The organism is Frankia sp. CgMI4, from assembly GCF_001756285.1.
GTDB lineage: Bacteria > Actinomycetota > Actinomycetes > Frankiales > Frankiaceae > Frankia > Frankia casuarinae.
In genome coordinates this window covers 1-22,259 of record NZ_MAQZ01000091.1, presented here as the reverse complement: position 1 = coordinate 22,259, position 22,259 = coordinate 1, and the positions used below count along the sequence as shown (strand labels likewise).

Here is a 22,259-nt window from a genome sequence, read left to right as displayed (position 1 = left end):
GCCTGCCGTGCGGTGCCCCCGAAGACGCGCGATCGCGCGGGCCGACGCTGTCGACTCACCGCTTCCGCTCCAACGGGCCGGGAAGCGTGGCCCGGCCCTGTCGCACCGCGCCCGCCCCGGTTCGTTCGAACCGCTGCTCGGCCAGCCTGGACGAGGCGAGCTGCCAGGGCACGCTGGTGACCATGACGCTGGGCTGGAAGAGCAGCCGGGCCTTGAGCCGCAGCGCGCTCTGGTTGTGCAGGAGATGCTCCCACCAGTGACCGACGACGTACTCCGGGACGTAGACGGCGACGACGTCGCGGGGGCTCTCCCGCCTGATCCGGGCGACGTAGTCCAGCACCGGGCGGGTCACCTCCCGGTAGGGGGAGGCCAGCACCACGAGATCGACGGTGATCCCCCGCTCCGTCCACGCCTTGCGGAGCCGATCGGCCTCCGCCTGGTCGACGGCGACCGTGACCGCGACGAGGCTGTGCGGCCGCGACGCCTTGGCGTAGGCCAGGGCCCGCAGTGTCGGGGCATGGATCTTACTGACGAGGACGACGGCGTGGATCCGGGAGGGCAGGGTCGGCGGCCCGGGTTCCGGGGTGAGTTCRACCGCGACCCGGTCGTAGTGAGCCCTGATCCCCCGCATCCCGAGAAAGATGATCGGGATAGCCAGACAGACGATCCAGGCACCGTGGGTGAACTTCGTGACCAGCACGAGGATCAGCACGGTGCCGGTGAGGCAGGCGCCGAAGAAGTTGATCGCCTGAGACCGGCGGATCCGCCGGCGGGCGGCCGGATCGGACGCCGCCGGGTCGTCCGAGCGCAGGATGCGTGCCCAGTGCCGCACCATCCCGGTCTGGCTGAGGGTGAACGAGATGAAGACCSCGAGGATGTAGAGCTGGATCAGGGCGGTGACCTGCGCGTCAAACACGACGATCAGCAGGATCGCGAAGCCGGCGAGCAGCACGATCCCGTTGGAGTAGGCCAGTCGGTCACCGCGGGTGTATAGCTGACGCGGCAGGTAGCCGTCGCGGGCGAGGATCGAACCCAGCACCGGGAAGCCGTTGAAGGCGGTGTTCGCCGCCAGCATCAGGATGAGAGCGGTGACGACGGCGATGTAGCCGAAGCCGGGCGATCCGTCCCCGAAGACGGCGGCGGCGACCTGGGCGATCACGGTCCGCTGCTCACCACTGGCGCCGATCAGGTCCCCGGTGTGCTCAGCGACATGCACGTCGGAGATCAGAGCCAGCGCGGTGACGCCGCCGAACATCGTGACTGCGATAAGCCCCAGCATCAGCAGGGTGGTCGCGGCGTTGCGGCTCTTGGGCTTCCGGAACGCGGGCACCCCGTTACTGATCGCCTCGACCCCGGTGAGCGCCGTGCATCCCGAGGCGAACGCCCGCAACACCAGGAACACCAGGGCGAATCCCGCGTAGTCACGCTCGGCGACCACCTGGTACCCAGCACTCTTGGCCCGCGGCGGATGACCGACGGCCGCCTGGACCAGCCCGGTGACGATCATTACGAAGATGCCGAGCACGAAGCCGTAGGTCGGGATGGCGAACGCCGTGCCGGACTCGCGCACCCCACGCAGGTTCATTATCGTCAGTAGGACGACGATGACGACCGCGAGGAGCACCTTGTGCGCGGCGAGCCCGGTGATAGYGGACGTCAGGTTCGCGACACCGGCCGACACCGACACCGCGACCGTGAGGACGTAGTCAACCAGCAGGGAACTGGCCACCAGCAGGCCGGCCCGCGGGCCCAGGTTGACCGAGACGACCTCGTAGTCGCCGCCGCCGCTCGGGTAGGCGTGCACGTTCTGCCGGTAGGACGCCACCACCGTCAGCATCAGGATGGCGACGGCTCCAGCAAGCCAGGGCGAGATGTGGTAGAAGGCCAGCCCACCCAGCGACAGGACAAGCAGGATCTCCTCGGTCGCGTACGACACCGAGGAAAGGGCATCGCTCGCGAAGACGGGCAAAGCGATGCGTTTAGGGAGCAATGTCTCCCCAAGCCGGTCGCTCCCGATCGGTCGACCGACGAAACCGCGCTTGAGGCGGTCCGTGAGCGCCACGCGGCGATGCTACCGACGCCAGCCACGCAGTTCAGTATCAGTGTGACGTGGCACACAGATACTCCGTATCCGGAGATCCGGCCACGTGACCTGCGCCGGTCAGCCCGGATCGGACTACCCTCAACCCTTGTGCACGTCGTGATCCTCGGCTGCGGCCGAGTCGGCTCCGCGCTTGCCCGCAGCGTCGAACGGTTCGGCCACTCAGTGGCAATCATCGACCAGAACCCCGCCGCGTTTGGGCGGCTACCGCAGGATTTTACCGGTCTGCGGGTCACCGGGATGGGCTTCGACCGCGACACCCTCATCGAGGCGGGCATCGAGCAGGCCGCCGCGTTCGCCGCCGTCTCCAGCGGGGACAATTCGAACATCATCGCCGCCCGGGTGGCCCGCGAGATGTTCGGGGTCGAGCGGGTCGTCGCGCGGATCTACGATCCCCGCCGGGCCGAGGTCTACGAGCGGCTCGGTATCCCCACCGTCGCCACGGTGCGCTGGACCCGGGACCAGATCCTCGACCGGCTCCTACCCGACGCTGTCACGCCGCAGTGGTCCGACCCGTCGGGCTCGGTGCTGCTGGCCGCTATCCCACCCGGACCCGCCTGGGTGGGCCGCCGGATCCGGGAGTTGGAGGAGTCCGCCGGGGTACGGGTGGCCTGCGTGACCCGGTTCGGCGAGGGTGTCCTGCCCGATGCCCGCACCCTCGTCCAGGACGGTGACGTGGTGCACGTGGCGGTGACGAAGGCGCACGCCTCCGAGGCGGACACGGTGCTGCGCACCGGGCCGGACGGCAAGGACTCCGGGTAGATCCGGGCAGATCTGGGCAGATCCGGGTAGACGATGCCGCGCGAAGAGGAGAAGCGATGAGCGTGCGCCGGGTGGTGATCGCGGGGGCGGGCAAGGTCGGCCGGTCCATCGCCGCCGAACTGCTGGAGAACGGCTCCGAGGTGCTCATCATCGAGCGGGATCCGCAGAAGATCCGGACCGACGCGCTACCGGAGGCCCGGTGGCTGCTCGCGGACGCCTGCGAGCTGTCCCAACTCGACGCGGCCGGGCTGAATGAGTACACCGTCCTGGTGGCCGCCACCGGGGACGACAAGGTGAACCTCGTCGTCTCGTTGCTCGCGAAGACCGAGTTCGGCGTGCCCCGGGTAGTGGCGCGGGTCAACCATCCCAAGAACGAGTGGCTGTTCACCGAGTCGTGGGGGGTGGACGTGGCGGTGTCCGCGCCGCGCCTAATCACGGCTCTGGTCGAGGAGGCCGTCAGCGTCGGCGACCTCGTCCAGCTGATGCGGTTCCGGCAGAGCGATGCATCCCTCGTCGAGCTGACGCTGGCCGAGAACGCGCCGGTGATCGGCCAGCGGCTCAGCGAGATCACCCTGCCGGCGGACAGCGCCTTGGTGGTGATCCTGCGTGACGGACGGGCGGTCGTTCCCTCGCCCGACGCCACGTTGGAAGACGGCGACGAGATTCTCGCGGTCACGACAAATGCCGAGGCCGAGGAGAAGCTCGCTGTGCTGCTCGGTCAGGCGCCGGCAGGCGCGGGCGCGCCGGGCTGACGCGCGACAGGCTGGCGATGCGGAGGCGGTCAGCCGGCAGGCCRCCGCTCGCCGCGCGGGGGCTCGCCGCGCGGGGCGTCCTCGGCCAGCACCTCGCCGGCCACGACCGTCGAGTCGGTGGCGGCGGGGGGCAGCGGTGCGATCCGGCGGACGATGGCGAAGCTGGCCAACACCGCGACACCGAACAGCGGAAGTCCCAGGGCGATGTTGGCCGCGGCCAGCCAGCCGGGCTGGTCGGCGAGGTAGAGCACCCCCTGCACGACGAACCGCACACCGAACACAGCGATCCAGACCACCGTCGCCCACACCGCGGCCCGCCGCTGGCAGGGTACCCGCTGCCAGCTCGCATAGCGGCTGTCCAGACCGGCCATGAGATACCCCGCCACCGGCCGGCGCAGGACGATCGACAGCAGGGCCACCACCCCCCAGAGCGCGTTCTTCGYGATGCTGGGCAGGAAGAACCCCTTCGCATTCCCGGTACGAGAGGCCACGAATGCGGCGACCGCCACGGCGAACAACCCCGAGAAGGTCTGCTGGGTCGGCTCACGGCGCACGATGYGCAGCGCCAGCAGAGCGGCCGCCGTGGCAATGGCGACCGCGATGCCGGCGGTCAGTCCGGCCTCGGCGTTCACCGTCACGAACGCCACGGTGGGCACGGAGCTGTCGATGATCCCCCGTGGGCCGCCGATGGCCTCGGACATCGTCATCGGCGGCGTGTCGGGAGATGGCGTACGTGGCATGTCTGGTTGGGATCCCGTCGGGTTGGGCGGACCCGCCGACCTAGGCGCTCGCCGACGGAACGGGGAGTAGTTCGTAACGCGGGTTGAAGATGATCGGACGGTTCTCCTGCACGGTAACGCGCCCGGAGGCCTTGACCGACGCGCCAGCCCGCAGGCCCGGGATGTCCCGGCGGCCGAGGAAGACCAACGTGACGGTGCCGCTACCGTCGTAGATGTCGACCTCCAGGGCCGGTGCACCCGACCGCGCACGTACCGTCACGGCCTGGATGGTACCCGCGACGCAGATCTCGTCCCGGTCACGACAGCCGCTCATCGGGGCGGCACCCGCCGCCGCCGAGGCCGCCTGGAGGTCCTCGGCGTCGAGCTCGCTCGTCCCTGCTGTCAGTCTGTGSAGCTTGCGCCCCAACCAGCCGCGTGACTCGCCCACGGCTCCTCCGATCCGGCTCGCCGGCGACTCGGCGCAAGCAACTGCGGCTCGAGCACGTCCAGCACGTTCAACACGTCTCATGCAACGCATGACCGGTACTCAATGTGCCCGCCCCGCATGGCGCCTTCGGCGCAATGCGGGGACCCCGGGCACAGGGCGCCGTACGGGGTCTCCGTCGAATCACCTCCGGTGACCCTCCTGGGAGAACCATCGGGCGCCTTCGGCGCAATGCGGGGACCCCGGGCACAGGGCGGTCAGCGGATCTCGGCTATACGCGCACCGCGCACGGGCATCTCGGGCCGTCCGCTGGTCGCCGAGGCGACCGGTCCGCCGGAACCATCGGGGTGATCGGGGTGATCGGTGATCTCTTTAGGCAGCCTCAGGGGCAACGGATCCCGCACCGGCATCGCGCCGTCACCACGAGAAATGATCAGATTGCGCAACGCGGCGTCCAGGAGGGGGCCGGCCGCCGGATCCTGTCCGGCCGCGCCAGTCACCACCGCCCGCAGAAACCAGCGCGGACCGTCCACACCGATCATCCGGCCCGGCACGGTCTCGCCCGGCCGCCCGGTCGGCAAGCTCATCCGCAGTTCGGGGCCGTAGCGACCGTCCGCCTCCGACCCACCGCCCCCCTGAATGGTCTCCAGGATCTCGGCCCGCACCTCGTCCCACAGGCCCCGGCTCTTCGGCGCCGCGAAGACGGAGAGCTCCATCGCGCTGCGCCCGTCGGTCACCAGCACCGTCAGCGGCTTGCCGGTCGACTCCTCGACCTGGAACTGCACCTGCATGCCGTCGAGCGCCGGAATCCGCAACGACCCGAGATCGAGGCGATGCACGTCGTCATCGGGTGCCTGCGCGATGTCGTAGGGACCATCGGGCTCCGACGAGCCCCGCGAGGTGACCTTCTCGGGGACGTCCATCTCGGAGGCCCCGCGACGGTCGAACTCCCTACGTCCTCGTCCGAACACCGGTGGTCTCCTTTCCTGCCCCCCCGGCGGACCCGAAACCCCCCGTGGAGCCGAACCCGCCGCTTCCGCGCACCGAGGCCGGCAGCTCATCGACCTCCCGGAACACGGCGTGCTCCACGCGCTGCACGACCAGCTGGGCGATCCGGTCGCCCCGATGCAGGATGATCGTGTCAGATCGGTCGGTATTGATCAGAACGACTTTGATTTCTCCACGGTAACCGGCGTCCACCGTTCCCGGGGCGTTGACCACGGACAGGCCGTGCCGCGCGGCCAGGCCACTGCGCGGATGGACGAACGCCGCGTACCCGGCCGGCAGGGCGATGCTCAGACCGGTTCCGACCGTCGCCCGCTCCCCCGGGCCGAGCGTCACGTCCTGGGCCGTCACCAGGTCCGCCCCCGCGTCCGACGGCTGGGCGTACGCCGGCAGCGCCAGCTCGCGGTCCGACCGGCGGACGAGGATCTCCACCCGACCCGGTACGGCGGGCGCGGGCTGCACGGCGAGTGGCACCGCGGACGCGGGAGGCGGGGCGGTGGGCGTCGTCGGATCGGTGGCGGTCATGGCTCTCCTGGTCGAGGGTGCCCGGTCCGGGCGTGACCCCCACGCTAGGCCATGGCCCTCGTCCCGCCATCGGCCTGCCGGTCCGACGGGCCGCAGCAAGCCCCGGACTCCGGCGGGCGTATCCCGGCGTGATCGGATAGCAGATGATCCGAGAGGCCAAGACGATCCGAGGGGCCAAGCAGGCCGGTCGGGGTAAGCAGGGGGCGGGCGGACCGACATGGTCCTCGCCGAGGAACGAGAGGTGTGGGGTGGCGAAAGCAGCGTCAAAGCTGGGATGGAAGATCGTCAGCGGAGGGGCGACCGCGCTCGCGGGCATGGCCGCGAGCCGAGTCGTGAACGCCCTGTACCGCAAGGTACGCAAGTCCGACCCGCCGGCCAACCCGGCGGACCCGGACACCGCCTGGACGGAGGCCGTCGCCTGGGCGGCGATCTCGGGTCTCGCGATCGGGATCGGCCGGTTGGCGGCCGAGCGCGCGGCCGCGCGCGGATGGGCCCGGGCGACGGGTTCACCGCCGCCCGGCATGCTCCACCCGAAGACCTCCTTCTCCGAGKAGTGGACGGCATCCGAGGACTGAACGCGTGACCGACGAGCACCGACCACGAGCCRCTCTCCGGGGTACCCGGCTGCTCCTTTCCAGGCACGATGGGATCAACCGGTGCGCCGTCCGGATCGGCGGCGTCGCGATCAGCGGGAGGCTCGGATGGCCGTGTACGCCCTGGGGGACGCCGTCCCCACCATCGATCCCACGGCCTACGTCCATCCGGACGCGACGGTCATCGGCACGGTGACGATCGGGCCCGAGTCCACGGTGTGGCCGGGCGCGGTGCTGCGTGGCGACTACGGGACGATCGAGATCGGTGCCCGCACGTCCATCCAGGACGGCACGGTGATCCACGCCACCGAGGAGCTCACCACGGTAGTGGGCGACGACTGCACCGTCGGGCATCTGGCTCACCTGGAGGGTTGTGTCGTCGAGGACGGCGCCCTGGTCGGTTCCGGTTCGGTGGTACTCCACCGGGTCCGGATCGGCCGGGGCGCGCTGGTCGGCGCGGGCGCGGTCGTCGTGGGCGGCACGGTCGTGCCGCCGGGCGCGAGGGCGCTCGGCGTGCCGGCGAAGATCCTGCCGGACTCCGTCGCCCCGGGTGCCCTCGCCGCCGGGGCCGCGATCTACGTGGCGAACGGCARGCACTACCGCGAGCAGCTACGCCGGATCGACTGACCGGTCGACCGCCGGGCCACCCACGCCTCGCCCAGCCCTCCCGGCGGGTCCGCCGACGGCCCGACGGCCGGTGCGCCCGAGGTCTCACCGTTGGGTCCCCACCCAGGTGAGCGGATGTCTCAGAGAGTGTCACAGCCGACGCCGCGCCACGTAACGGCGCGTTCCTACCGTCGTGGCATCACCCGCACCTCGGAGGATCATCTATGAGCGCCACGCTGGAAGGCGTCCCGACTACCGGCACCGTGACCGGTCCGTCCCGACGCGGCCACTGGATCGACGACTGGCGGCCCGAGGACCGCACCTTCTGGAACAACGGCGGTTCCCGCATCGCCCGCCGAAACCTGATCTTCTCGATCCTGGCCGAGCACATCGGGTTCTCGATCTGGTCGCTGTGGGCGGTGACGGTCCTGTTCCTCGGACCGGCCTACCACATCGACCCGGCCGGCAAGTTCCTGTTGACCTCGCTGCCCGCGCTCGTCGGCAGTGCGCTGCGGATCCCCTACACCTTCGCCGTCGCCCGGTTCGGGGGGCGTAACTGGACCATCTTCAGCGCGGCGTTGCTCCTCGTGCCGACGATCCTCGCGGCCGTCGTTCTCTCCCCCGGCGTCTCCTACCCCACCCTGCTGATCGTCGCCGCGGTCGCGGGGGTCGGAGGCGGTAACTTCGCCTCCTCGATGACCAACATCAACGCCTACTACCCGGAGCGGCTGAAGGGCTGGGCCCTGGGGCTGAACGCCGGCGGCGGAAACCTGGGGGTGGCCGCGATCCAGCTTGTCGGCCTGCTCGTCCTCGCCACCGCCGGCAAGGACCACCCCCGGGTCGTCCTTGCCGTCTACATCCCGCTGATCGTCCTGGTGACGCTCGGCGCGGCGCTGTTCATGGACAACCTGTCGAGCGCGAAGAACGACCGGGGGGCGATGCGCGACGTCGCCCGTGACGGTCACACCTGGGTGATGTCGCTGCTCTACATCGGCACGTTCGGGTCGTTCATCGGGTTCGGCTTCGCGTTCGGCCAGGTGCTCCAGGTGCAGTTCCACGACCAGTTCAGCACCYCGATCAAGGCCGCCTACCTGACCTTCCTCGGTCCGCTGCTCGGCTCGCTGATCCGCCCGGCCGGCGGCATCCTGGCGGACCGCGTCGGCGGAGCGAAGGTCACCTTCGTCAACTTCGTGGCGATGGCGGCCGCGGCCGCGATCGTGCTCGTCGCCTCGCTGACGGAGTCGCTTCCTCTGTTCCTGGTCGGGTTCATCGCGCTGTTCGTCTTCAGTGGCGTCGGGAACGGGTCGACGTACAAGATGATCCCGGCGATCTTCCGGGCGAAGGCCCAGGCCAGCATCGACGCCGGTGGCGACCCGGTCGCGGCGCAGCACTCGGCCCGKCGGCTGTCCGGAGCCCTCATCGGCCTGGCCGGCGCGATCGGCGCGTTCGGCGGGGTGCTGGTGAACCTGGCCTTCCGGCAGTCGTTCCTGAGCTACCGGACCGGCAACGCGGCGTACATCTCCTTCATCGCCTTCTACGCGCTGTGCTTCGTGGTGACCTGGTTCGTGTATCTGCGGCCCTCGGCCAGGCGTCTTGCCGGCATCTGATCCCGGCTGTGCCCGGTGTTCAGGCCAGTTCGACGGCGACGGCGATCTCGCCGCCGGTCGGGCTCAGCGTGAGCTCCCGGATGCTGCCGGCGCTGCGCAGGTCCGCGGCCACCGACTCGACGAGGGCGACGAGGTCGGCCTCGCCGCTGATCCGGACGCTCGCGACCTCGGCCTTCTGCGACACCTTCGCCTCGGACTTGGYCCGGCGGACACCGGACAGCGCCGCCCCGACGGCACCGAGGAGCTCCACGCGGGCGCCCTCGGCGAGCTTGCGGATCTCGGCGGCGTCCGGCCAGCTCGCCCGGTGCACCGAACCGGGACGCCACCAGGACCAGACCTCCTCGGTGACGAACGGCAGGACCGGGGCGAACAGCCGGAGCAGCGCTGACAGGGCCACCGAGAGCGTGGTGTGCGCGGAGGCCGCGCCCGCCGCCCCGGAGGAGCCGTACGCCCGGCCCTTCACAAGCTCGACGTAGTCGTCACAGAACCGCCAGAAGAACGACTCGGTGACCTCGAGGGCCCGGGCGTAGTCGTAGCCGTCGAAGGCCGCGGTGGCGGCGTCGACCACGTCGGCCAAGGCGGCCAGCAGGGCACGGTCCAGCGGTTCACTGGCCGGGGCGGGGGCCGCCCCGGCGTCGGAGACCTCGGCGTCGGAGACCCCGGCGTCGGGGGTCACGGCAAGACCGAGCGCGAACCGGCTGGCGTTGAGGATCTTGATGGCGAGCCGGCGGCCRTTCTTCATCTGGCCGACATCGAAGGCGGTGTCGGTACCCGGCCGCCCGGACGCCGCCCAATAACGGACCGCGTCCGACCCATGCTCCTCGAGCAGGCCCATCGGGGTCACCACGTTGCCCTTGGACTTCGACATCTTCTTACGGTCCGGGTCGAGGATCCAACCGGAGATCGCCGCGTTCGACCAGGGCAGCACGTCGAACTCGGCGTGGGTGCGCACCACCGTCGAGAACAACCAGGTCCGGATGATCTCGTGCGCCTGCGGACGCAGGTCCATCGGGAAGACCCGGGAGAACAGATCGGTATCRTGCTCCCAGCCGCTGGCGATCAGTGGGGTGAGCGAAGACGTCGCCCAGGTGTCCATCACGTCGGGGTCGGCGGCAAACCCGCCGGGCACGCCCCGCTGCTCGGCGGCGTACCCGGGCGGGACGTCGCTGGACGGGTCGACCGGCAGCGAGGCCTCGTCGGGCACGATCGGCGCGTCATACCGCGGCGCACCGGCGGCGTCCAGCGGGTACCACACCGGGAACGGCACGCCGAAGAACCGCTGCCGGCTGATCAGCCAGTCGCCGTTGAGGCCGTCGACCCAGTTCTCGTAGCGGACCTTCATGTAGTCCGGGTACCAGCGCAGCTCCTGGCCGCGTCCACGCAGCGCGGCCCGCAGCGGCTCGTCCCGCCCGCCGTTGCGGAGGTACCACTGGCGGGTCGTCACGATCTCCAGCGGCCGGTCGCCCTTCTCGTAGAACTTGACCGGATGGGTGATCGGCCGCGGATCGCCGAGCAGCGCGCCGGACCCGGCGAGCAGTTCGACGATCCGCGCCCGGGCGCTGTGCACGGTCTTTCCGGCGAGCTCGGCGTACCGCTCCCGGCCGGCCGCGGAGGTGACGGCGCCCGGTGGGTCCGGGATGAACCGGCCGTCACGGCCGATCACCGCACGCGCCGGCAGCCGCAGCTCGCGCCACCACGTCACGTCGGTGAGGTCGCCGAAGGTGCAGATCATCGCGATGCCGGATCCCTTTTCGGGGTCGGCCAACCGGTGYGCGACCACCGGGACCTCAACGTCGAACAGCGGGGTCCGCACCGTGGCGCCGAACAACGACTGGTAACGCGGGTCGTCCGGATGGGCGACCAGGGCGACGCAGGCGGGCAGCAGCTCGGGACGGGTCGTCTCGATGACAATCGGGTCCGCCAGATCCCCGGAGCCCGCCAGATCCCCGGAGCCCGCCGGGTCCAGCCCGCTGCTCGGGGCGGAGACGCCCGACCGGGGGAAGGCCAGGCTGTGGTACGCGCCGGGGCGGTCCCGGTCCTCCAGCTCGGCCTGGGCCACCGCGGTACGGAAGGTGACGTCCCACAGCGTCGGGGCCTCGGCAAGATAGGCCTCCCCCCGAGCGAGGTTGCGCAGAAAGGCCCGCTGCGCAACGGTCCGCGACCGGGCGTCGATCGTCGCGTAGGTGTACGACCAGTCGACGGAGAGCCCCAGCCTGCGCCAGAGCTGCTCGAAGCCCTTCTCGTCCTCCAGGGTCAGCCGCTCGCAGAGCTCGACGAAGTTGCGTCGCGAGATCGGGACCTGCTCCTTGCCGGGCTTGTCCGGCGGAGTGAAACCCGGGTCGTAGGGCAGCGACGGCTCGCAGCGGACAGCGAAGTAGTTCTGGACCCGGCGCTCGGTCGGCAGCCCGTTGTCGTCGAAGCCCATCGGGTAGAAGACCTCGCGACCCCGCATCCGCTGGTAGCGGGCGATCAGGTCGGTGTGGGTGTACGAGAAGACGTGCCCCACGTGCAGGGAACCGCTGACGGTCGGCGGCGGGGTGTCGATGGAGTAGACCTGCCCGCGGTCGACCGTCCGGTCGAACGCGTAGGTGCCCTCGTCCTGCCATACCGTCGACCAGCGCGCCTCGATGCCGTCCAGGCTCGGCTTCGCCGGGACCGCGCGGGTGGACCGTTCCGTACCGTCTGTCGCAACCACAAGTAACGATCCTACGGGCGCCTCGATCGTGGTCATCGACCGCCGAGGTCCCCCGGTCGGCGGACCGGCGAGGTTCCGGCCCGGGCAGGCGCCCCTGGGCCGGAGCCGGAGCCGGAACGGAACGGAAACGGGAAGCGGAAGAGGTCGACGGACGTGACACCTCTCACGTTCCATGGGGAGTACACGACCGGCCGTCTTGGCAGGATGAACCGTTGAACGGACCGTACTCCCGTGCCGATCCCCACTTCGTGCCGATCCCTGGAGCGCCGGACGATGAGCGACCTGCCAGACCCGGACGAACTGCTCGCCATTGCGCTGACGATCGCCCGTGCGGCGGGTGACCTGCTCGCGCGGGGCCGGGAGGGCACCGTGGCCGCGGAGACGACGAAGTCGTCTCCCACCGACGTCGTGACCGCTCTCGACCGCGCCTCCGAGGCGCTCGTCGCCCGGCGGCTCGCCGAACTGCGCCCCGGCGACGGACTGCTCGGCGAGGAGGGTTCGGACTCCGCCGGCACGACCGGGGTGCGCTGGATCGTCGACCCGCTCGACGGGACGGTGAACTTCCTCTACCGGCTGCCCAACTGGGCGGTCTCGATCGCCGCCGAGGTCGACGGGGAGGTCGTCGCCGGGGTTGTGCACGCCCCGGCGCTGGGCGCGACCTACACCGCCACGCGGGGCGGCGGATCGTACCGGGACGGGGAACCGCTGACCGGCTCCACGGTGACGACGCTGGCCGGCGCCCTCGTCGCAACGGGTTTCGGCTACACGGCGTCCCGCCGGGYCGCGCAGGCCGCTGTCGCCAGCCGGGTGGTGCCCCGGGTGCGCGACCTCCGTCGGATGGGTGCGGCCTCGCTGGACCTGTGCGCGGCGGCCGGCGGCCTCGTCGACGCCTACTACGAGCGTGGGCTGAAGCCCTGGGACCAGGCCGCCGGCGGCCTGGTGGCGGTGGAGGCCGGGCTGCGGGTCGGTGGGCTGCACGGCCGCCCGGCGGGCGAAGATCTCACCGTCGCCGCCCCGCCGGCCCTGTTCCCGGCGCTGACCGCCCTGCTCGCCGAGGATCCCCCCGCCGACCGCGACTGAGGTCCCCGACCGGGCGAGCCCACCACCGGCCCCGCTCACGGCCAGGGCACGACGTCGTCGATTCCGGCTGCGACGAGCGCCCGACTGAGACCGCCGCGGGAGCGGATCCCGAGGTACCACTGTCGACGGCGTAGACCGACTTGACGGTGGCGTCCCACTGTCCGGGCATGACGGTGTTCCTCCCCAACTGATACCGCTGACGGCGTGTCGCTTCTCAGTCCGGGAAACGGGAACGGGGGCGCGCGGCATGCGGACCGGCGGGCGGGGCCGGCAGGGAGCGAACCCGCCGGCCCCGGATCATTGGTCGTGGGCTACAGCAACGAGCGCAGGACGTACAGCAGGATCCCGCCGTGGCGGTAGTACTCCGCCTCGCCGGGGGTGTCGATCCGCACGACCGCCTCGAAGGTCTTGTCGCCGGCACGTACCGTGATGGGCGGGGTCCTCTCGTCCACCTCGGCGAGGCCCGTGATGGTGAACGTCTCCTCCCCGGTCAGGCCGAGCGACTCCACCGACTCGCCGGCGGGGAACTGCAGCGGCAGCACACCCATACCGATCAGATTCGACCGGTGGATGCGCTCGTAGGACTCGGCGATGACCGCCCGCACGCCGAGCAGCGAGGTACCCTTCGCCGCCCAGTCCCGGGAGGAACCCGAGCCGTACTCCTTACCAGCCAGGATCACCAGCGGCACACCCTCGGCGGCGTATTTCTGCGCGGCGTCGTAGATGGCCAGCTGYTCGCCGTCTGGCAGGTGCCGGGTGACGCCGCCCTCGGTGCCCGGCGCCAGCCGGTTGCGCAACCGGATGTTGGCGAACGTGCCGCGGATCATCACCTCGTGGTTGCCGCGCCGCGACCCGTAGGAGTTGAAGTCGGCGGGCGCGACCCCGTGCTCGGTGAGGTAGCGGCCGGCAGGCGAGTCCTTCTTGATCGAACCAGCCGGGGAGATGTGGTCGGTGGTGACCGAGTCGCCGAGCACCGCCAGCACCCGGGCGTCGATGATGTCGGTCCGGGCCTCCGGCTTCGCCGCCATCCCCTCGAAGTACGGAGGGTGCCGGACGTAGGTGGAGTCGGGCGCCCAGGCGAACGTCCGCGACACCTCCCCGCCATCACCGAGCGGCAGCGAACGCCAGCGCTCGTCACCGGACAGGTCGGCGTAGTCGGACTCGTACATCTCGGACTGGATGGCGTCGCCGACGACCGCGGCGACCTCGGCCTCGCTCGGCCAGATGTCACGCAGGTAGACGGGCTCCCCGCCGGTGCCGGTGCCCAGCGGGTCGGTGTCGAGGTTGATGTCCATGGTGCCGGCCAGCGCGTAGGCGACCACCAGCGGCGGGGACGCCAGGTAGTTCATCTTGATGTCGGGGTTGATCCGGCCCTCGAAGTTGCGGTTGCCCGACAGCACGCTGACCACCGCCAGGTCCGCGTCGTTCACCGCGGCACTGATCTCCTCCGGCAGCGGCCCGGAGTTACCGATGCAGGTGGTGCAGCCGAACCCGACCAGGTTGAAGCCGACCTTGTCCAGGTAGGGCACGAGCCCCGCCCGCTCGTAGTAGTCCATGACCACCTTCGAGCCCGGCGCGAGGGTGGTCTTCACCCACGGCTTGCGGGTGAGCCCCTTCTCGACGGCGTTGCGGGCCAGCAGGGCAGCGCCGATCATGACCTGCGGGTTGGACGTGTTGGTGCAGGAGGTGATGGCCGCGACGGCGACGGCGCCGTGGTCGATCTCGACGCCCGTGCCGTCGGCGAGGGTGACCGCCGTCGGGTTGGACGGGCGGGCGGCGACGTCCCCGACCACGGCGTTCACCGAGATCGGGGCGTCGGAGGGCTTGTCGGCGAATGCGGCCGCCGGGTCGGAGGCCGGGAAGGACTCGGCATCCGCCTCGTCCGCGCCGCCGTTCGTGAGCACCAGGGGCTGGGCGTAGTCGACCAACGCCGCCCGGAAGGCCTGCTTCGCGCTCGCCAGCGGCACCCGGTCCTGCGGGCGCTTGGGCCCGGCAAGCGACGGCTCGACGGTGGACAGGTCCAGCTCAAGGGTGGTCGTGTAAGCGGCCTCGCGGCTCGGGTCGTGCCAGAGGCCCTGCTCCTTGGCGTACGCCTCGACCAACGCCACCAGCTCCGCGGGACGGCCGGTCAGCCTGAGGTAGTTCAGTGTCTCCGCGTCGATCGGGAAGATCGCGCAGGTGGAGCCGTACTCGGGGCTCATATTGCCGATGGTCGCCCGGTTCGCCAGCGGGACGTTCGTCACGCCGTCGCCGTAGAACTCGACGAACCGGCCGACGACGCCGTGCCGACGCAGCATCTCGGTAATGACGAGCACCATGTCGGTCGCGGTGGTGCCCGTCGGCAGCTCGCCGGTCAGCTTGAAGCCCACCACAGTGGGGATAAGCATGCTCACCGGCTGGCCGAGCATGGCGGCCTCGGCCTCGATGCCGCCGACGCCCCAGCCGAGCACGCCGAGACCGTTGATCATCGTGGTGTGGCTGTCCGTGCCCACGAGGGTGTCGGGGTAGGCCAGCGTCCCATCGGCCGTCTGCTTCGTGAAGACGACCCGGGCGAGGTGCTCCAGGTTGACCTGGTGCACGATGCCGGTGTTCGGCGGGACGACGGTGAAGTTGTCGAACGCCTCCTGACCCCAGCGCAGGAACTGGTAACGCTCCCGGTTGCGGCCGAACTCCAGCGCCGCGTTGAGCTCGAACGCGTCCGGCCGGCCGAAGTGGTCGGCGATGATCGAGTGGTCGATCACGAGCTCGGCGGGGGCCAGCGGATTGATCTTCGATGGGTCGCCGCCGAGGGCGGCCATCGCCTCCCGCATGGCGGCAAGGTCCACCACACACGGCACACCGGTGAAGTCCTGCATGATGACGCGGGCGGGCGTGAACTGGATCTCCTGGCTGGGGGCGGCCGAGSGATCCCAGTTCGCCAGCGCCCGGACGTGGTCCGCGGTGATGTTCGCGCCGTCCTCCGTACGCAGAAGGTTCTCCAACAGCACCTTGAGGCTGTAGGGGAGTCGATCGGCCCCGGGCACCGCGTCCAGCCGCCTGATCGTGTAGGTGCGATCACCCACCACGAGCGATCCGGTACTGCCGAAGGTGTCCATCGTTCTCCTCCTCGTCGCCCGCCGCCCGCCACCCGCGAGCGGCGGGGCTCGCTCCCATGGCCCCGCCCGGCTGGCCGCACCATGGTGACACCGGACCCACGGCCCCGGGTGGGCACGCATCCGGCGCCTGYCTGCCTCGGCCAGCTCCGTCCCATCCTGGCATTCCGGCGCGTCTCGCACCGCGCCCGCGACGCTGTGACCCCGCCGACCCTCCGGGTCGGCGGGAACCGCCAGGGCCTCCCGAACAAGGTCGTCACGCCCGACTCCAGCAATTACTTAACACTGCTAACAGTAGCGGAAGCTGCCGGCGGCCCCTGCCCACAACGGCGGAATGTTCGGCAATAATCACCCCACCTGCGGGTGAACTCGTTCTTTCGGTCCCCGGTGCATCCCGGCACGCTCCGGCCCGGGCCGGAGCACGCGTGCCACGACCGCGCGCCGCGCACGGCCTCGTGCAGGGCAGCGACGACGTCCTGGCTCAACGACCGGCGATCCAGCAGCTTCTCGGCCCGTGCCCGCGCGGCGAAGCCTCGGTCGCGCGCGGCGGGTGTCCGCCGGCCGGCCGCGGCGTCGGTGAGACACTCCGCCACCGCCACCGCGTCGCCGGGTGCCACCAGCCAGCCGGTCTCGTCGTCCACCAGCTCGCTGATCGCCCCGACCCGCGTCGCCACGGTCGGTACCCCGCAGGCCGACGCCACCCCGATGGCGCCGTAGTCCTCCACCCAGGAGGACACCACGTTCACATCGGCGGCGGCGTAGTACGGCCGCACGTCGCGGACACCGTGCACCCAGCGCACCGCCGCCGCGCCGGGAAGCGCCCCGGCCCAGACCCGGACCCGCTCGCGGTAACGGACCGCGGCCTCGTTGCGCCGACCGGCGACGTCCTCCCCGCCCTCGGGAGCCCCGTCAACGAGGATCAGGGTGCCGCGACCGCCCAGCTCGACGAACCGCGACCAGGCCGCCAGCAGTACCTCGTGGCCCGCCACCCCCCGGCCCGGATGGACAAGACGACCGGGCGGGTGGAAGTGCGCCACCCGCACCGCCACGAACCCGTTCTCGGGCAGATCGAGATCCGTCCGGACCGCCCGGCGCTCCCGGTCGTCCGCCGGCGTGAACCGGTCCAGATCCACGCCGTAGGACACGGTGCGCAGGCGGCGCACCGGCTGGCCGAGCGCGGCGTAGCGGCACCGGACGTCGGAGGTCGGCGCGATCAGCAGGTGATCGAGCCGACAGAGCACCCGCTCGACCGGCCGGATCAGCGGGTGGTCCAGGTGCAGAGGGTTCGCGACCATGTACACGCGGGTGATCGTGGTGCCCACGGTGGCGAGGCGGGCGGCCACCGCCGAGGCGTAGTGGTGGTAGTGGACGACGTCCGCCCCGAGCGCGGCCAGCTCCGCCCGCAGCCGGAGAATCCCACCGGCCTGACGGCGGATCGACGCTCCCCGGTGCGGCACGGGGCTCGCGACGACCTCCACGCCGCCCGCGGTCAACTCCCGGGCCAGTGGACTGTCGACGTGGTCGGGCGGGGGCATCAGGACGATGACGCGGTCCCCGCTCTCCCTTTCGGCTACGGCGTGCGCGACGGGCCACCGCGGGCCGTCCCCCGCCTCGAGCAAGGTGACTATCTTCATCGTGGGCGGTCCTTCCTGGTCGTGGCCGGACGGTGGCGGTACCCGGACGGGCGGGGACGCCGGCTACGACCACACCGCCGTGATGTCGCGTTGCCAGTGCTCCATCGTGAACGGGGACCGGCGCAGCAGACGCATCGCCTCCCGGCGCTGATCAATGGTCGGGGGAACGGCGGTGAGCATCTCGGCGGTGTCGGCCCAGACCGCGTCGGAGATACGCAGCGGCAGGATCGTCACGCCGGGGAGCAGCCGGGCGATCTCGTCGACCCCGGGCAGGTCCGCGCAGAGCACGGGCGTCCCGACCGCGCAGGCCTCGAGCACGATGCCGGTCAGGCCCTCGTGGCGGGAGGTGACCAGCAGCAGCGAGGCCGCGACCAGCAGGCGTGGGATCTCAAGAACCTCGCCGATGAACTCGACGTGGTCAGCGACGCCACGTCGAGACGCCAGCGCGACCAGCCGGGCCGTCTCGGCGGCATCCTGACGACCCACGAAGAGGAGCCGGGCGTTCACAGACCGCCCCCGCAGCGCCGCGAGAATCTCCACGGCCCGGTCCCGGCTCTTCGCCGAATCCGGGCAGGCAACGTGGACGATGGTGACAAGCTCCTGATCGTCCTCGGCGAGTTCCTCCGCGCGGCGGCGGGCCGCGATGGCGACGCCGACCGGTTCCAGCTCGACGCCGTGGTAGATGACGCGGCAACGGGAGTCGAGCCGCCAGTTCTCCCGCCACAGACCCCGCATCACCGCCTCGCTCACCGCGACCAGATGGGTGGCGAACCGGTCGAGCAGCAACCGGCCGACGATCCGCCGCACCCGGCCGCCCAGGCTGTCGCCGTGCCGGTCCGGGGCATCGGCGAGGTAGGCGACGCGGCGCCGAACCCCCCCGAGCCGGGCCAGCGCGAGGACCACCCCGGAGAGGATCGTCACGTCCGCCTGCACCACCTCCGCCTGCACCACGTCCGGGCGTACCTGGCGCAGCAGCCTCAGGAAGGACCATGGAAAGCGCCAGTCGGCCCGGCAGTGGTACACCTCGCCGCCGAGCGCCCGGATCTCACCGTCGAACGCTCCTGCCGCGCCGGACGTCACCGCGAACAACAGCCGGAACTCGTCCTGGTCGAGGCGGCGGAGCAGGTTCACGGCYCCCGGATGAATGCCGGAGCGCTCCATCCGGTTCAGCACCTTCAGCACCGTTATCGGGCCCCGGCGCCGCCACCCACTCGGCCGGTGATGGAACCACGCGTCGGTGGCGACGACCCGCATGGCACCCGCCCCTCCGCCCGCACCCTCTCGATGACGATAATTTTCAGTTATCATTCAACTACATAAAGATACGAGAAGATACGGGAAGATGCGGGACGCCGCGAGGGTGGGATGGCGTCAGAAGGTGGGAGGGGGTCACAGGGGTTCCACGGCGAACGCGAGCTCGTCGTGCCGCGCGACCTGCGCCGGTATCAGCGGGTGTCCCCCGCCTGCCGCCACCGGCCGGCGGCCCCGGTCGTGCGTGGGCAGCCAGTGCCGGGTGTCGAGGACCGCACAGGCATGCCGTGCCACCTGGTCACGGTCGAAGGCGTCGTGGTCGACCAGGAGCACCACCAGATCCGCGGCCGCAAGCTCTCCCGCATCCACCTCCACCAGGGTCACCCGGGGCGGCAGCCGGGCCGCGTCGACGTGCGGGTCCGCCGCTCGCACGTGGGCACCGAGGTCGGCGAGCAGGGTGGCCACCCGCGTCGCGGGCGACTCGCGCGCATCCCCGGTGTTCTTCTTGTAGGCGAGTCCCAGCAGCAGGATGCGGCTGCCCGCGACCGACCGTCGCCGGGTGTTGAGCATCTCGGTGACCCGCCGCACCACGTGGTCAGGCATGTGGTCGTTGATGTCGTTGGCGAGCTCGACGAATCGGAAGCTGCGGCCGAGGCTGCGGCGCACCCGCCAGGACAGGTACGACGGGTCGATGGGCAGGCAGTGGCCGCCGACCCCCGGGCCGGGAGTGAACCGCAGATACCCGAACGGCTTGGTGGAGGCCGCGTCGATCGCCTYCCACACGTCGACGCCGAGTTCGTGCGCGAACATCGCCAGTTCGTTCACCAGCGCGATGTTGACATGCCGGAAGGTGTTCTCCAGCAGTTTGGTGAGTTCGGCGGTCCGGGTCGAGCCGACCGGAACCGTCCGCTCGACCACGGTGTCGTAGAAGGCGCTCACGGCCGCCAGGGAGTCCTCGTGCACCCCGGAGACGACCTTGGGGGTGTTCACCAGGTTCCACACCCGGTTACCCGGATCGATCCGCTCCGGCGAGTAGCCGAGATGGAAGTCGATACCAGGGTGCAGACCGGAACCCTCGGTGAGCAGCGGGGCGAACAGCTCCTCGGTCGTCCCCGGATAGGTCGTCGACTCCAGGATCACGGTCACGCCCGGCCGGACCAGCGGCGCGAGGCTGCGCGCCGCGCCCACGATGTAGGACAGGTCGGGAGCCCCCTCCCGCAACGGGGTAGGGACAGTGATCACCGCGACGTCGAACGCCGCGGCGCGGGCGTAGTCCGACGTCGGCTCGTACCGGCCCGACCCCAACGCTGCCGCGAGCTGCCTGTCGGGGATGTCCTCGACGTAGGACCGCGCGGCGGCCAGCCGGGCGACACGGCTCTCGTCCACGTCCACCCCGACGACCCGCCAACCCACATCGACCGCCCGCATCGCGAGCGGGAGACCGACGTATCCCTGCCCGACGACCACCAGCTTCTTCGAAGTCATACACATAGTGTGTCAGATTGTTTACATAGAGAGAGGTAGGTGGCTAGCTGTGTCCTGGGTCGGCGGACGGATCRCCGGATCCGGTGCGCCCGGACGGCCCGGTTCCGGCGGGGGGGCGACCACCCGGGCCAGAATTCGCGCGATGCGGCGGGCGGCGTGGCCGTCCCACAAGGCCGGACGCCGGGGCGCAGGCGGCCGCTCCAGGGTGTCGAACGCGGCCGTGACCAMCACCCTCCGGTCCCGACCCACCACCCGGTTGGTACCCTCGGTAACAGTCAATGGACGTTCCGTCGAGTCACGGAGCGTCAGGCATGGTACTCCCAGCACGGTGGACTCCTCCTGCACGCCGCCGGAATCGGTGAGCACGAGACGCGCCCCGGCCTGCAACGCCAGGGAGTCGAGATAGCCCACGGGTCCGAGCAGCCGAACCCCCGGAGGGAGCATCCCGGCCAGCCGCGCCGCCGTACGGGGATGCGCCGGGAAGACCAGCGRGCAGCGCACCGCGATCTCCCCGAGCGCCCCGAGCAGCCCGGCGAGCACGTCCGGATCGTCGACGTTGGCGGGCCGGTGCATGGTCACCAGGCCGTACCCGCCCGGGTGCAGGCCGAGCTCGGTCAGCGTCGGCCGGCCCAGCGCCTCGTCCCGGCACGCCAGGAGGGTGTCCACCATGACGTTGCCGACGAGATGGACCGCCCGGGGGGGCAGGCCCTCCCGGTACAGATGCTCCACCGCGTCCGGTGAGGTCGCGAACAGCTGGTCGCACACGTGGTCGGTGACAACACGGTTGATCTCCTCGGGCATGGACCGGTCACCGCTACGCAGTCCCGCCTCCACGTGGGCAACGGGCACGCCCGCCTTCGCCGCGACGAGCGCACAGGCCAGAGTTGAGTTGACATCGCCGACCACGACGACGATCTCCGGGGCAAGCCGGTCGAGCAACGGCTCGAACGACGTCATGACCGCGGCCGTCTGCACGGCGTGGGAGCCCGATCCGGCCGCGAGGTGATGGTCAGGGGGGCGCAGCCCGAGATCGGCGAAGAACACCTCGCTCATCGCCTCGTCATAGTGCTGTCCGGTGTGCACGAGCGTGGTCCGGAAACCCTCCGCGTCGAGGGCGTCCAGAATCGGCTTGATCTTGATGAAGTTCGGCCGCGCCCCGGCCACGACCACCGCGTGCGGCCTCGGCGCGAGCCCGGACTCGGCGAGCATCGGGACCGGTCCGGACCGGCGGCGCGCGGCCGCGAGTGGAGCCCGCGGCGCGGGCAGACCATCCACCGGTACACCGGCGACGGGCTCACCACCCGCAGGTACGCCGGTCACGAGCGGACCCCGGAACGATCCGATCCGCCGCGCGGCTGGTCGACGACGGTAGGCCCGGCGGGACGGGCCGCCCCAGCCCGCCCGGCGGGGGCCGCGAGCCCGTCGCGCGCGGCCGATTCCGTCTCGGTGGCGACGTCGGCGTCCACCATCATCGCCACCAACTCCTCGAACCCCACCCGCGGCTTCCACCCCAACACCTCCCGCGCCTTCGACGAATCCCCCACCAGCACATCCACCTCAGCCGGCCGGAAAAACCGGKGATCCTGCCGCACGAACCCCGACCAGTCCGAGATCCCCACCCGCCCGAACGCCACATCCAACAACTCCCGGATACTGTGCGTCTCCCCGGTCGCCACCACATAATCGTCCGGCGCGTCCTGCTGCAGCATCCGCCACATCGCCTCCACGTAATCCCCCGCGAAACCCCAGTCCCGCCGCGACTCCAGATTCCCCAACGACAACGAGTCCTGCAACCCCAACGAAATCCGCGCCACCGCCCGCGAGATCTTCCGGGTCACGAACTCGATCCCCCGCCGCGGCGACTCGTGATTAAACAACAACCCCGAACACGCGAACGCCCCGTACGA

Annotated in this window: 18 protein-coding genes; 6 read left to right on the top strand and 12 right to left on the bottom strand. The window is 70.9% G+C overall.

Annotation, left to right across the window (positions count from 1 at the left end; all coding sequences use genetic code 11):
- Positions 1-55: 55 nt before the first annotated feature.
- The gene (locus tag Manayef4_RS16705; protein WP_070132199.1) at positions 56-2,062 is read right to left on the bottom strand and encodes an APC family permease; all 2,007 of its coding nucleotides are present in this window, start codon (positions 2,060-2,062) and stop codon (positions 56-58) included.
- 129 nt (positions 2,063-2,191) lie between these two features.
- On the opposite strand from Manayef4_RS16705, the gene Manayef4_RS16700 reads away from it, so the two are divergent.
- Positions 2,192-2,863 (top strand): TrkA family potassium uptake protein, encoded by a 672-nt coding sequence (locus Manayef4_RS16700; RefSeq protein ID WP_035908790.1) that lies wholly within the window; start codon positions 2,192-2,194, stop codon positions 2,861-2,863.
- Positions 2,864-2,883: 20 nt separating this feature from the next.
- Entirely contained in the window at positions 2,884-3,615 is a 732-nt protein-coding gene (locus Manayef4_RS16695) for a TrkA family potassium uptake protein (protein ID WP_255353887.1), read from the top strand.
- 29 nt (positions 3,616-3,644) lie between these two features.
- Here the strand turns inward: Manayef4_RS16695 and Manayef4_RS16690 are convergent, their stop codons facing one another.
- The 4 genes from Manayef4_RS16690 to dut form a co-directional block, all read right to left on the bottom strand.
- The gene (locus Manayef4_RS16690) at positions 3,645-4,355 is read right to left on the bottom strand and encodes a DUF3159 domain-containing protein (RefSeq protein ID WP_070132198.1); all 711 of its coding nucleotides are present in this window, start codon (positions 4,353-4,355) and stop codon (positions 3,645-3,647) included.
- Positions 4,356-4,395: 40 nt separating this feature from the next.
- Positions 4,396-4,782 (bottom strand): OB-fold nucleic acid binding domain-containing protein, encoded by a 387-nt coding sequence (locus Manayef4_RS16685; protein WP_011435763.1) that lies wholly within the window; start codon positions 4,780-4,782, stop codon positions 4,396-4,398.
- Between the two features lie 254 nt (positions 4,783-5,036).
- On the bottom strand, positions 5,037-5,750 hold the full coding sequence (locus Manayef4_RS16680; protein ID WP_011435762.1) for a DUF3710 domain-containing protein: 714 nt from the start codon (positions 5,748-5,750) through the stop codon (positions 5,037-5,039).
- Positions 5,731-6,309, bottom strand: coding sequence for a dUTP diphosphatase (gene dut / locus Manayef4_RS16675; protein WP_070132197.1), 579 nt, complete (start codon positions 6,307-6,309; stop codon positions 5,731-5,733). Before dut ends, Manayef4_RS16680 begins: the two co-directional genes overlap by 20 nt.
- 248 nt (positions 6,310-6,557) lie before the next feature.
- Between dut and Manayef4_RS16670 the strand changes: the two genes are divergently transcribed.
- The 3 genes from Manayef4_RS16670 to Manayef4_RS16660 all read left to right on the top strand — a co-directional run bounded on the left by Manayef4_RS16670 (position 6,558) and on the right by Manayef4_RS16660 (position 9,115).
- The gene (locus tag Manayef4_RS16670; protein WP_070132196.1) at positions 6,558-6,884 is read left to right on the top strand and encodes a DUF4235 domain-containing protein; all 327 of its coding nucleotides are present in this window, start codon (positions 6,558-6,560) and stop codon (positions 6,882-6,884) included.
- Positions 6,885-7,010: 126 nt separating this feature from the next.
- On the top strand, positions 7,011-7,529 hold the full coding sequence (locus Manayef4_RS16665) for a gamma carbonic anhydrase family protein (RefSeq protein ID WP_070132195.1): 519 nt from the start codon (positions 7,011-7,013) through the stop codon (positions 7,527-7,529).
- 203 nt (positions 7,530-7,732) lie between these two features.
- A complete protein-coding gene (locus tag Manayef4_RS16660) occupies positions 7,733-9,115 on the top strand; it encodes a nitrate/nitrite transporter (protein ID WP_070132194.1) in 1,383 nt (460 codons plus the stop codon).
- Between the two features lie 19 nt (positions 9,116-9,134).
- Here Manayef4_RS16660 and valS read toward each other — a convergent pair whose 3' ends face one another.
- The gene (valS, locus tag Manayef4_RS16655; protein WP_070132193.1) at positions 9,135-11,810 is read right to left on the bottom strand and encodes a valine--tRNA ligase; all 2,676 of its coding nucleotides are present in this window, start codon (positions 11,808-11,810) and stop codon (positions 9,135-9,137) included.
- Between the two features lie 273 nt (positions 11,811-12,083).
- On the opposite strand from valS, the gene Manayef4_RS16650 reads away from it, so the two are divergent.
- Positions 12,084-12,890 (top strand): inositol monophosphatase family protein, encoded by an 807-nt coding sequence (locus tag Manayef4_RS16650; protein WP_070132192.1) that lies wholly within the window; start codon positions 12,084-12,086, stop codon positions 12,888-12,890.
- 311 nt (positions 12,891-13,201) lie between these two features.
- On the opposite strand, the gene Manayef4_RS16645 is transcribed toward Manayef4_RS16650, so the two are convergent.
- The 6 genes from Manayef4_RS16645 to Manayef4_RS16620 form a co-directional block, all read right to left on the bottom strand.
- Positions 13,202-15,985 (bottom strand): aconitate hydratase, encoded by a 2,784-nt coding sequence (locus Manayef4_RS16645; protein ID WP_070132191.1) that lies wholly within the window; start codon positions 15,983-15,985, stop codon positions 13,202-13,204.
- Positions 15,986-16,257: 272 nt separating this feature from the next.
- Positions 16,258-17,616 carry a glycosyltransferase gene (locus Manayef4_RS16640; RefSeq protein WP_011435754.1) on the bottom strand — a complete coding sequence of 453 codons (1,359 nt, stop codon included), beginning with the start codon at positions 17,614-17,616 and terminating at the stop codon, positions 16,258-16,260.
- A 63-nt stretch (positions 17,617-17,679) separates the two neighbouring features.
- Positions 17,680-18,870, bottom strand: a complete 1,191-nt coding sequence (locus Manayef4_RS16635; RefSeq protein ID WP_011435753.1) for a glycosyltransferase — start codon at positions 18,868-18,870, stop codon at positions 17,680-17,682.
- Between the two features lie 135 nt (positions 18,871-19,005).
- A complete protein-coding gene (locus tag Manayef4_RS16630; protein ID WP_070132190.1) occupies positions 19,006-20,352 on the bottom strand; it encodes a nucleotide sugar dehydrogenase in 1,347 nt (448 codons plus the stop codon).
- A 21-nt stretch (positions 20,353-20,373) separates the two neighbouring features.
- Positions 20,374-21,561 carry a UDP-N-acetylglucosamine 2-epimerase (non-hydrolyzing) gene (gene wecB / locus Manayef4_RS16625; RefSeq protein WP_070132206.1) on the bottom strand — a complete coding sequence of 396 codons (1,188 nt, stop codon included), beginning with the start codon at positions 21,559-21,561 and terminating at the stop codon, positions 20,374-20,376.
- Between the two features lie 107 nt (positions 21,562-21,668).
- On the bottom strand, positions 21,669-22,259 hold a 591-nt coding region (locus Manayef4_RS16620; RefSeq protein WP_139140112.1), incomplete at its 5' end, for a GDP-mannose 4,6-dehydratase.

Coding starts and splice junctions, on each gene's coding strand:
- Manayef4_RS16640 (WP_011435754.1), bottom strand. CDS start 17,616: ATGAAGATAGTCACCTTGCTCGAGGCGGGGGACGGCCCGCGGTGGCCC.
- dut (WP_070132197.1), bottom strand. CDS start 6,309: ATGACCGCCACCGATCCGACGACGCCCACCGCCCCGCCTCCCGCGTCC.